10 protein-coding genes and 1 riboswitch are annotated in these 11957 nt (G+C 28.6%); of the genes, 1 reads left to right on the top strand and 9 read right to left on the bottom strand.

Annotated elements, in window-relative coordinates:
• Positions 1-96: 96 nt before the first annotated feature.
• A riboswitch (SAM riboswitch) is annotated at positions 97-197 on the bottom strand.
• 82 nt (positions 198-279) lie between these two features.
• The 5 genes from rsmH to ABCM86_RS07600 form a co-directional block, all read right to left on the bottom strand.
• A complete protein-coding gene (gene rsmH, locus ABCM86_RS07580; RefSeq protein WP_195929810.1) occupies positions 280-1215 on the bottom strand; it encodes a 16S rRNA (cytosine(1402)-N(4))-methyltransferase RsmH in 936 nt (311 codons plus the stop codon).
• Between the two features lie 56 nt (positions 1216-1271).
• Entirely contained in the window at positions 1272-2003 is a 732-nt protein-coding gene (gene lgt / locus ABCM86_RS07585; RefSeq protein WP_195929811.1) for a prolipoprotein diacylglyceryl transferase, read from the bottom strand.
• Positions 2004-2014: 11 nt separating this feature from the next.
• Entirely contained in the window at positions 2015-2797 is a 783-nt protein-coding gene (locus ABCM86_RS07590; RefSeq protein ID WP_343003786.1) for a CpsB/CapC family capsule biosynthesis tyrosine phosphatase, read from the bottom strand.
• 182 nt (positions 2798-2979) lie between these two features.
• Positions 2980-4281, bottom strand: a complete 1302-nt coding sequence (locus ABCM86_RS07595; RefSeq protein ID WP_295732961.1) for a pitrilysin family protein — start codon at positions 4279-4281, stop codon at positions 2980-2982.
• A gap of 10 nt (positions 4282-4291) precedes the next feature.
• Complete coding sequence (locus tag ABCM86_RS07600; RefSeq protein ID WP_343003787.1) at positions 4292-5554, bottom strand: pitrilysin family protein; 1263 nt, start codon at positions 5552-5554, stop codon at positions 4292-4294.
• Between the two features lie 228 nt (positions 5555-5782).
• Between ABCM86_RS07600 and ychF the strand changes: the two genes are divergently transcribed.
• Positions 5783-6880: a redox-regulated ATPase YchF gene (ychF, locus tag ABCM86_RS07605; protein WP_195929815.1), complete on the top strand. Its 1098-nt coding sequence runs from the start codon at positions 5783-5785 to the stop codon at positions 6878-6880.
• Between the two features lie 154 nt (positions 6881-7034).
• Here ychF and ABCM86_RS07610 read toward each other — a convergent pair whose 3' ends face one another.
• The 4 genes from ABCM86_RS07610 to ABCM86_RS07625 form a co-directional block, all read right to left on the bottom strand.
• Positions 7035-8540 carry a UDP-N-acetylmuramoyl-L-alanyl-D-glutamate--2,6-diaminopimelate ligase gene (locus tag ABCM86_RS07610; protein WP_343003788.1) on the bottom strand — a complete coding sequence of 502 codons (1506 nt, stop codon included), beginning with the start codon at positions 8538-8540 and terminating at the stop codon, positions 7035-7037.
• A gap of 37 nt (positions 8541-8577) precedes the next feature.
• A complete protein-coding gene (locus tag ABCM86_RS07615) occupies positions 8578-9291 on the bottom strand; it encodes an amino acid racemase (protein ID WP_295675574.1) in 714 nt (237 codons plus the stop codon).
• Positions 9292-9304: 13 nt separating this feature from the next.
• Positions 9305-10519 (bottom strand): carboxylate--amine ligase, encoded by a 1215-nt coding sequence (locus ABCM86_RS07620; protein WP_195929818.1) that lies wholly within the window; start codon positions 10517-10519, stop codon positions 9305-9307.
• A 255-nt stretch (positions 10520-10774) separates the two neighbouring features.
• Complete coding sequence (locus tag ABCM86_RS07625; RefSeq protein WP_295732964.1) at positions 10775-11860, bottom strand: hypothetical protein; 1086 nt, start codon at positions 11858-11860, stop codon at positions 10775-10777.
• Between the last annotated feature and the right edge of the window lie 97 nt (positions 11861-11957).

The following is an 11957-nucleotide window of genomic DNA, read 5'->3' on the forward strand; positions in this document are numbered from 1 at the left end:
AAATTATACTTATCGCCAAATATAAAGTAATATAATTTCCTATATACTATAAAAAGCTCTTTTACCTTACGATAAAAGAGCTTTATTTCTCATTCTCTCTTATCTTTCTTATGAAAACATAAGTAGGATTTAGCACCTATCTAATATAGGTTGCTGGACTTCTCAGGGCCTATTCCCTCCATCACTCTTGATAAGAATTTATTTAGTTAAGATTGATATTTATAATTATATACCTAAAGTATATTTTAAACAATATTTTTTACATATTTTTCTAATTTATTATTTTTTCTCAGCTACTCTAAGTTTTGCACTTCTTGAACGAGGATTTGCCTCAACTTCTTCTTTGCTTGGAAGTATTGGTTTTCTAGTTATAACTTTAACTTCAGAAACTTTATCACACTGACAAATTGGAAGTTCTGGTGGACAAACACAGCTAAGCGATAATTCTTTAAATTCATTTTTTACTATTCTATCTTCTAAAGAGTGGAATGTAATTATACATATTCTTCCCCCTTTATTCATCATAGAAACAGCATCGTCTATCATTTTGTTTATAACTCCAAGCTCATTATTTACTTCTATACGTATAGCTTGGAAAGTTCTTTTAGCTGGATGTGGTCCATCTATTCTAGCTTTTTTAGGGATAGCTTTTTTTATTACATCAACTAATTCACCTGTTTTTTCGATTGGCTTTTCATCTCTAGCTTCAACTATAAATTTAGCTATTCTCTTCGCCCAATTGTCTTCACCATAATCTTTTATTATTTTTGCAAGTTGCTCTTCTGAGTATGTATTTACTACATCATAAGCAGAAAATGGCTTTCTAATATCCATTCTCATATCTAAAGGAGCATCGTGCATATATGAGAAACCTCTATCAGCTTCGTCTAATTGATGAGAAGAAACTCCTAAGTCAGCTAGTACTCCATCTATCTTATATACACCTATTTTTTCTAATTCTTCTTTTATATTTGAAAAATTGCTGTGAATAAATCTAACTCTATCAGAATACTCTGCTAATCTCTCTTTTGCAGTAGCTATTGCATTTTTATCTTGGTCAAACCCTATAAAAAGTCCGTCTTTTGAAAGTCTTTTTACGATTTCTTTTGAGTGTCCTGCACCACCCATTGTACAGTCTACATATACACCGTCTTCTTTTATATTTAAATTTTCTATACATTCATCTAAAAGTACAGATACGTGATGGAATTCCATAAAAAATTCACTTCCTTTCTGTAAAATCTCTAACTGTCGTATTTTTTATATTAATGTTATCTATTAGATTTTTTTACTAATACATAATTTAGTACAACACCTATAATTATAAATACTAAACTTATAACTTGTGCCATTCTTAATGGTCCTAACATAAGTGAATCTGTTCTAAGTCCTTCTATGAAAAATCTTCCTATAGAATATAATATTAAATAGTAAGCAAGGATTTGGCCTTCATATTTTTGTTTTTTTCTAAATACCATCAAAAATATAAATACACCTAAATCCCATATAGATTCATATAAAAATGTAGGATGTACTTTTACACCATCAACCATTATCCCCCATGGTAAATCTGTCGGTCCCCCATGAGCTTCTTTGTTTAGGTAATTTCCCCATCTCCCAATTGCTTGAGCTAATGGTATACCTATAACAACGCAATCAGCCAATTTAAAGAAGTTTAATTTCTTAACTTTAGCATATATAAACCCAGCTAAAATTCCTCCAATTAGAGCTCCATGAATTGCTAAGCCGCCACCTCTAAAGTTTAAAATTTCAGCTATATTTCCTGAATAATAAGACCAGTTAAAGATAACATAATAAGCTCTAGCTCCTATAAGTCCACAAGGGATTGCAATAATAGCTAAATTTAATATATCATCTTCTTTTATATTAAGCCTTTTTGCTTCTCTTAATGCAATAAAAACTCCAAGGACCATCCCTGTAGCCATTAAAATTCCATACCACATTATATCTACACCAAACAGTGTAAATGCAACTCTATCCATATAAACACCTCTTATCTTCTAAATATTCTACTAAATAAACTTACTTTTTCTATTGGTTTCTCTAGTGGCTCTTCTACAATAATATCTTTATTGTCTAAGATACACTGAGCATTATTTTTAAATAGATTTTCTGCCATAGATTTTGAGTATTTATCTTCAACATATTCATATGCCTCTCTCAATAATGGGCGTCTTCTTGTATCACTATGGGCATCTGTCGCAACTAAATGAACCATATTTCTACTAATTAAAAGATCACATATTTTTTGGAATTGTTTACCCTGTTTTCCTATAAGACTTGAGCTATTTATTTGAATAATTGCACCTGTTTTTATACAATCATAAATTATCTCTGTGTCCTCATGAATTTGCATATATCTCTCTACATGAGCCAATACTGGTGTATATCCCTGTTGTTTTAATTCATAAACAATATTGCATAAGTTGCTAGGAAAATTATTAGGCGGAAACTCTATTAATATATATTTACTATCATTTAAACAATAAAAGTCTAGTTCTGAAATCTTATCCATTAAATCATATGTAAAATAAATTTCGTTTCCTAAATATATTTCTATATCTATATTATTTTCTTTTAATTCCTTTTTAAATCTCTCAGAAATTCTTTTTAACTCCTCACCCTTTTCATATTTGAATTCTGGATGATAATGAGGAGTTGCAATCATTTTGCTGATTCCTTCTTCTTGTGCTATTTTTGCCATATTTATGGCTTGTTGCATAGATTCAGCTCCATCATCAACCTCTGGTAGTATGTGACAATGTACGTCTATCATAAAAAAATCCCCCTTTTTAAAGTAAGCTATCTGAATACAAATGTTATTATATCAGTTTATAGCTTAAAAATAAATATTTCGTATGTATTCTAAAAAACAAAAGTTGTAAGAAGATATCTCCTACAACTTTTATTTTTATAATTTGTAATTTATATTGTAGATTTTATACTCAATGTTTTTATTTAGTTATTTTCTTTATCAATAGGCTCTACAATAGATATTACACAGTTATCTTCTCTTAAGTGTTCTTCTAGTCTTTGTTGTACTTCTTCAAATGTAACTTCTTTTATTACCTCTACATAATCTAATAAGTTTATATCTTTAAATTTGTAGAAGATAAAGTTGTTTGCAATGAAAGTTAAAGAATCAAAGTATTTAATAAAATTACCTATAGAAGATTTTTTAACTCTTTCAAAGGTAGCTCTATCTAATCCTTCTTTTTTATACATATCAAGATACTCGAATATAACTTTTTTTACTTGTTTTGGATCTTTTGATTCGCCTCCAACTGTTGTAAATGCGTAATCGATTTGTGAAGTAAATCCTGCTCCAAAACTTCTATTTATAAGACCTTTCATATATAGATTTTCATATATTTCACTACCACGTCTAAATAACATTTCATTTAATATGTCTGTCATTACTTCGTATTTAAGTAGTTCTCTTCCTTTTATATTTACTTTATCATCTTTAAATCCTATATTGAAGATAGGTATTGAAATAGGCGCCTGAGTTATTATTTCTTTTTGGTTAACTGTTGTAGGCTCTTCTGGATATATTCTAGTTATTTCTTCTTCCATTTTTGCCATGTCGTATTTATTTGCTTGTTTTACTTTATCAAATAATTCTTCTGGTTCTAAATCACCAATTACAAATAAAGCCATATTTCCTGGATTGTAGAATGTATTATAACATTTATAAAGTTCTTCTTTTGTTATTTTGTATACGCTCTCTACGCTTCCAGCTATATCTACTCTAACAGGGTGGTTTACATACATTGCTTTTATTGCGTTAAATGATACATTCCAGCCTGGGTCATCATCATACATTTTTATTTCTTGGGCAATTATTCCCTTTTCTTTTTCTACATTTTCATCTGTAAAATGAGGTGTCTGCACATAATCAAATAAATGATCTAGACAATCATAAAAATTCTCTGTTGTTGTAAATAAATACGCTGTCGTTGTAAAGTTTGTAAATGCATTGGCATTAGCTCCCCATTTTGAGAATTTTCCAAATGCATCTGTTTCATCTGGTTGTTCGAACATTTTATGCTCTAAGAAATGTGCTATACCTTCGTTTACTCTAATAGGTTCACTCTCTCCTATAGGAATAAATTCTAAGTCATTTGATCCGTAATTAGTAGCTAAAACAGCATACTTTTTAGTAAATCCTTTTTTAGGCATAAAGTACACATCTAATCCATTTTCTAATTTTTCATAATATAATTCTTCTTTTAACAATTCGTTGACTATCTTTTCCATTATGCCCTCCCTATTTACTTAAGAAGTATATAGTATCTAGTTGAATATCTTTTACAGCATCTACTATATCTTCCTTTGTAGATTTATTTATCATATTTTTTATCTCATCTAAGTCACTTTTATTTTTTACTATTGATTGAGAGAAATAGAAATCTGAAAGTCTTCCTATTTCGTCGTTTAAAGAATTTAAAGAATTTATAAATGCAATTTTAGCATTTGCAATTTCTGTTTCTGTTATATCTCCGTCTTTTAATTTTTGAACTTGCTCTTTTACTAATTCAACAGTTCTTTCATAGTTTTCAGCTTCTATTCCTGAACAAACCATCATTGTAGATTTGCTTTTTTGTATTGTAGAGTAAATAGTATAACAAAGACTTTCTTTTTCTCTTACATTTACAAATAGTTTACTATCAGCGCCTCCACCTAATATTCTAGAACCTAAAAGAAGGCTATAGTATCTCTCTTCATCAAGATAATCAACATTACATCTATAACCCATAACTAATTTACCTTGTGCTATGTCCATAGTTTCTTTTACTTCTTTTACTTCGTCTACTTCTTTATAGAATTCTTCTTTTGGTAAATCTATTATATCTCCTCTATCGAATGTAAATCTTTCTTTTATTAATTCTACTACTTCTGATTCATCAAATTCGCCTTCGATTATTATTTCTATTGGAGAAGTTTTTAATATATTTTTATAATGTTGATATAAGTTTACTCCATTTATATCGTCTAAATCTTCGATATAACCCTTCCCACTTATAGCGTATGGTTCTCCTTCGAACATAATTTCACTAGCTTGTTTCATTGCATAGGTACCTTTATCATTGATGATACCCATTATAGAATCTTTTAATATTTCTTTTTCTATTTTTAGGTATTCTTCACTAAATCCACCATCTACTATTAGAGGATTATTTATTATTTCGTTTAATAGATCTATACAACCACCTAATATTTTTTCGTCTAAATATTTTTCATTTACACCTAATATACTAAATCCTAAAACTTGATGTTCTCCTCGTTTTGATGTTCCAGCATTTAGATATGAGCCGTATAGTTCTTCTTCTCTATTTGTCAATTGACCAAGTGTTTTATATTTATCGCAACCACTTTTTAAAATGCCTGGAAGCAGAGCATTTTTTGTAACTTCTTTTCTATCTAATTCTCTAAGTATATATACACTTACTAAATTTGTCTTAAATTTACTTTCTGGGATTAATGTAAGTTTTACATTTTTCCCTATTTCTAATGTCTTTAAATTTTTCATGTACTAGCTCCTTTTCCTTATTTTAACTATCCTATATAATAATACCTTATCTTCATCATATTTGCTATTTTATTTAATCATTCTTTTATATTATCTCTTTATTTTTACTATTATATACAAAAGTCAAATTGTTTACATATATCGTAGTTATGATGTATAATACAAGATGTATGTCTAAAATTATTGAGAAAAATAATTAATTTTTATATAAAAGAGAGGAAGATCATAATGAAATTAGGAATAGTAGGTTTACCAAATGTAGGTAAAAGTACATTATTTAATGCTATAACTCAAGCTGGAGCAGAATCAGCAAACTACCCATTCTGTACAATAGAGCCAAATGTAGGTGTTGTTGCAGTTCCAGACGAAAGATTAAACGTATTAAAAGAATTAAATAACGCTAAAAAAATAGTTCCAACTGCTATAGAATTCTGCGATATCGCAGGTCTTGTTAGAGGAGCTTCAAAAGGTGAAGGTCTTGGAAATAAATTCTTATCTCACATAAGAGAAGTTGACGCTATAGTACATGTTGTTAGATGTTTCGAAGATTCAAACGTTGTTCACGTTGACGGTTCAGTTGACCCAATAAGAGATATCGATACTATAAACTTAGAGTTAATATTATCTGATATAGAAATATTAGATAGAAGAATAGTTAAAACTACTAAAGCTTTAAAATCTGACAAATCACTTGCTGGTGAATTAGAAATGTTAAATTCTATAGCTGCTACTTTAGCAGAAAGTAAATCAGTAAGAACTATGGACTTTACTGAAGAAGAACAAGAATTCGTAAACAGCTTAAACTTATTAACTTCTAAACCAGTTATATATGCTGCTAACGTTTCAGAAGATGATTTAGCTGATGAAGGTGCTAACAACGAATACGTTGCTAGAGTTAGAGAATTCGCTGCTTCTGAAAATGCTGAAGTTGTTGTTGTTTGTGCTCAAATAGAAGCGGAAATATCTGAACTTGAATCTGATGAAGAGAAAAAAGAATTCTTAGAAACTCTTGGACTTGAACAATCAGGTCTTGATAAATTAATCCAATCATCTTACTCATTATTAGGACTTATGTCATTCTTAACTGCTGGTGAGCAAGAAGTTAGAGCTTGGACTATAAAAGTTGGAACAAAAGCTCCACAAGCTGCTGGTAAAATACACAGTGATATAGAAAGAGGATTCATCAGGGCTGAAATAGTAAACTACAATGATTTAGTTGAATGTGGAAGTGTTGCAAACGCTAGAGAAAAAGGTCTTGTAAGACTTGAAGGTAAAGACTACGTAATGCAAAACGGAGACGTTGTTAACTTCAGATTCAACGTATAAGATAAATATAAACTTATAAAAAGATAACTATTATCTTTTTATAAGTTTATAAGGCATAGCTTTTGGGCTATGCTTTTTTTATAAAAATTATATTTATATAACTTTATATATTAAAAAAGCTTACAATATGGATATCCATACTGTAAGCTTTTTATTAGTTGTGAACCATAACTTCTTGCGCACGACTTGCAAGTACTTTTTTAGCTTCTTCTCTTACTATATCTCTTTCTGAGAATGGAACTTTTACACCATTTATTAATTGGTATGTTTCGTGTCCTTTTCCTGCAAGTACTATCATATCGCCTTCTTGTGCTATTCTAACAGCTAGTTGAATAGCTTTTTCTCTATCTGGCTCTATTATATATTTACTTTTATCATTATATGATTTAGCTATATCATCTATTATTTTTTCAGGATCTTCAAAATCTGGATTATCAGATGTTAATATACTTAAATCACATTCTTTTGCAGCAACATCGCCTAATTCTTTTCTACGTATTTCAGTTCTTCCGCCAACTGAACCAAATAGACATATAAGTCTTTTGTGGTCGTAGTGTTCTAGTGTCTTTAATATATTTTCTAAACTAACTCCATTATGTGCATAATCTATAATTATAGTTGCATAAGGTAATGCAGATAAAACCTCTACCCTTCCGCAAACTTTTGCTTCAGTTAGGGCTTTTCTAGTTATTTCTTTTTTAACACCTAAATATTTACAAACAGATATTACAGCTAATGCATTGTAAATACTAAATATTCCTGGCGAACATATATAATAATCATCATTAGATTCTTTAGTTTTGCAGACAAAGTTTACACCTAGTGAATCTAAGTCTTTTGAGTATTGTATTTCAGTAGCCATTACATCAGCTTGTTTTTCTATACCGAAAGTTTCGATATTGCAAGTTGCAATGTCTATTATGTCTTTTGCATATTTATCATCTATATTGATTATTCCATGCTTAGCTAATGTAAATAATTTAGCCTTACATTCTAAGTAATTCTCGAAAGTAGGGTGTTCTTTTGGTCCTATATGGTCTGGTGATAAGTTTGTGAATATAGCAATATCAAAATCAACATGCTCTACTCTATGTCTTTGAAGCCCACCAGAAGATACCTCCATAGAAACACATTCTACTCCACTGTCTAACATCTTTCTAAATATTCTATGAAGTTCATAACTTTCAGGAGTTGTATTCACTGTAGTTTCTGATATGTTGTTGTAGAAAGTACCATTAGTTCCTACTACACCTGTATTTATTCCCGCTCTGTTTAAAACTTCACTTATATAGTTTGTAATTGTAGTTTTACCTTTTGTCCCAGTAACACCTATTATTTTTAATGATTTTGATGGATTTCCAAAATAATTTGCAGACATTTTAGATAAAGCTATTCTAGTATCTTCAACTATTATTTTTATAGCGTCATCTGCCATTTCTATATCATCTTGTAATACAAAGACTCTAGCTCCTCTTGAATATGCATCAAAGACATATTTATGTCCGTCTACTGTTTCTCCTTTAAGAGCAACGAACATATATCCTGGTTGGCATTTTAAAGAACTATAAGCTATGTCTACTATTTCAATATCATTAAAATCTTTTGAATCAGTATTAGAGGTAAAAGAAATACCTTCTAATACATTAGTTAATTTAACCATATGTCCTCCTATAGTTTCATCAATTTAATAATTATTCTTAAACAAATATTTCTTTTACTTTTCTATTTGATTTTATAATAGTCTGTCTTGCTAATACTTCTAATGAATCTATATATAGGTCATTACCTAAATTGTTGTCGTTTTTTAAGATAGATAACTCAGTACAACCAAGTACTATTCCATCACATCCATTTTCTTTTAAATGGTTTACCAATTTATTAAATTTATTCATATCAGCAGGTTTTCCACTTTTTATATCGTCATAAATTATCTCCATGACTTGCTGTTGTCTTTCATCATCAAAGACGAAATACTCCATATCAAATCTTTCACACATTTCTTGATATAATTTAGTTTTAATATTACCTGTTGTAGCCATAATACCTAATTTTTTATGACCATTTTCTTTAGCATATTTTATTGTCTCTTCAACAATGCTAAGAACTGGTATATTTACACTTTTATTTATTTTCTCATAAAAATAATGTGCTGTATTGCAAGTTATTACTATAAAGTCTACACCGAATTGTTCTAATTTTTGTGCATCACTAATAAGTACATCAGCTGGATTTTCATCACTTTTGCCTAAAATGTATGCACTTCTATCTGGTGTAGTTGCTCTATTTGTAATTACCATGTCTACGTGTTCTTGATCAGTTTTAGCATCAGTCATATCCACTACCATTTTGTAGAAATAAACAGATGCCATAGGCCCTAGACCGCCCATTACTCCTGCAGTTATATTTTCCATATTATCACCATTCTTATTTACAGTATTTATTAAACTTTCTGATTTGATTTATGCTGTATAAGAAGATGTACCAACTTCTCTTAATATTCCCGCTTAAATCGTATTTATATCCAAATGATGTTGCTTCTTTTCCTTCTGAAGCTAATTGTTTACATTTGTTTACTAAATCTTTATTTTTAACAAATTTATATACTACATGTCTTGGTATAACTCTCCAGAAGAAAGGTTCTTTTTGTATTTTTAATTCTAATTCTTTATTTTCAACTCTATCTTCAACTACATATTTAGCTATGTTGTTTCCAGAACCAGTTACGTAGTAGTTACTTCTACCTTGTCTTAAGTTTATTTCAAATACTTTGTAAGTATTATCTCTTGTATCGTATTTTATATCGAAGTTAGAGAAACCAGTGTAGTTTATGCTTTCTAAGAAGTTTTTGAATTTAGTCATTACTTCTTCGTCATATTCAGTTATTATAGCTGCGTGGTTTCCTATTCCTTTTGGTGTATGTTCTTCAAGTAAAACATGTCCTAAACACATCATTTTTACTTTTCCGTTTTGGTCAGAATAACAAGTTAAAACTCTCATGTGTGAGTCATCACCTGGTATAAAATCTTGTACTATTAAAGATTTTTCATATCCATGTGAATATATTTCATCAGTTATTTGTTTGAATTCATTTGCATCTTGCACAATGTATGCTTTTTTCATTCCTGGGAATTCATGTTGGAAGAAAGTAACACTGTCTGATGCTTTTAAGATTACTGGATAGTTAAATCCGAAATCTACTACTTCATCACCTTTGTTAAATACGTGTGTTTTTGGGTAGTTAAGATTGTACTCTTCACATATTTGGTAGAAAGAGTCTTTCTCGATTAATTTGTCTTTTAATTCTTTATCTATATATGGAACTATATATTTTGTTGAAAGTATCTCTTTATTATCGATTATAAATTCAGCATATTCATCTTTACATCCATGTATGATAAATACTTTACCTTCTTCTGCTTCTTGATCTGGTAATTCTAATAATCTTTTTAAGAAAGCTTCTTCGTCTTCTATAGTCGTTCCTTCTCTGTAATCGATTATTTTACTGTGATTTGTTGCTCCTATACGGATTTTTCCAAATGCTATTGATTTTACTCCATATGCTTCATGGTAAGCTCTTGCAACAGAGTAACAATTTATATCTCCACCAACCAATACTGGTTGAATTTTTACGTTATTCAATTAGTCCACCTCTTATTTTTCATTTTAATTTATTTTCTTTCATTTTTATACAATGGTATTATACTTTATTTTAATTGATATGTCAAAGAACGAAGCGCTTGGAAATCGTTATTTTTAACAGTTTTAATATAGATTTATTTGGATAAATTATTTAACATTTGTTAATTTTATTTTTTATAATTTATCGCATTTTGTGACAAAAAAAATATGACAAAACACAATTTATATGCTTTGTCATATTTTTATTTTTAAGCTTTATATTGATTCAATTTCATCTTTTTTAAATTGCTTCATATCTAAGTTTGATTTACTTATTACTTTATTTAATTTATTTATATCACTTTGAGTTGAGTATGCAATATTTACAATTGCAAAATCTTCATAGTCCATATCTGCATAATAAAGTAATTTTTCTGATTTACTTTCTTCTAATACTTTATTAATTTGATAAACTAAACTCTCATCAAAACAAGTATTATCTTTGCTTAAATTTACGCTAACTTCTTTTTCATTTATTTTCATAGTAATAGTTCTATTTTTTAAGCTAGATTTTTCACTTATATCTGTTATCTTAATTTCATCATCTGAAATTTGTGAAATATAATCAATTATATCTTCATATGTGTATCCATAGTCTAATATATCTCTATCAAATGACATTATATTTTTACTATTTAATTCTATGCTTTTATCTTCTTTTCTGGCGTCTATTAATACATCGTCTAAGTCTAAGTCTATATTAAATGTATTGTCAAAGGCATAATATGTTTCCCAATCTCCTAAGATACAATATTCCATAGTTATGGTTTTATTATCTCTAACTAAATTTCCGGTTAATGTAATATCGTCTCCTTGTTTGTATTGCTTTATCTCATCATAATGTTCATTTTCATCTTGATCAAATCTACAATATATCTTATATTGACTATTTTTTTTAGTTTCTAGCTCAACTTTAAGTACTCTATCATCCAATTCTTCTACTTTTTTTACCTTACCCGTAAGTTCTAAAAAAACTTGGTCATAGTTTAAATCTGCATTTTTTTCACTACGTTCATATTCTTCTATTAATTCATCTGATGAAATAGATATATCCTCCCAAAAATCACCTAAGAAGTTTTGTAATCCAAGATATTCTGATGAATCATTATTTTTACTTTTAGAGTTTATATTTATCAATATAATTCCTATTGAAATCAATATTAATATTAAAATTATAATAAACCCTATAAATACGGGGTTTCTCTTGATGAAATTTTTTTGTGTTTTTCCACATGCCAAACATCTATCACTGGTTATTTCTAATTTTTCCCCACAGTATTTACATACTTTACTTTTTTTCATATAAATTCCCCTTATTTTTCATTTTCCACAAATTATCATTCTATTTATATTATACATAAAATTACTATTTTACTATAGAAACAATTTTGTTATTTTT

It is taken from the genome of Clostridium sp. 2218st1_F5_2218SCRN_220325 (assembly GCF_039062665.1).
In the GTDB taxonomy this organism is placed as follows: Bacteria; Bacillota; Clostridia; order Peptostreptococcales; family Peptostreptococcaceae; genus Intestinibacter.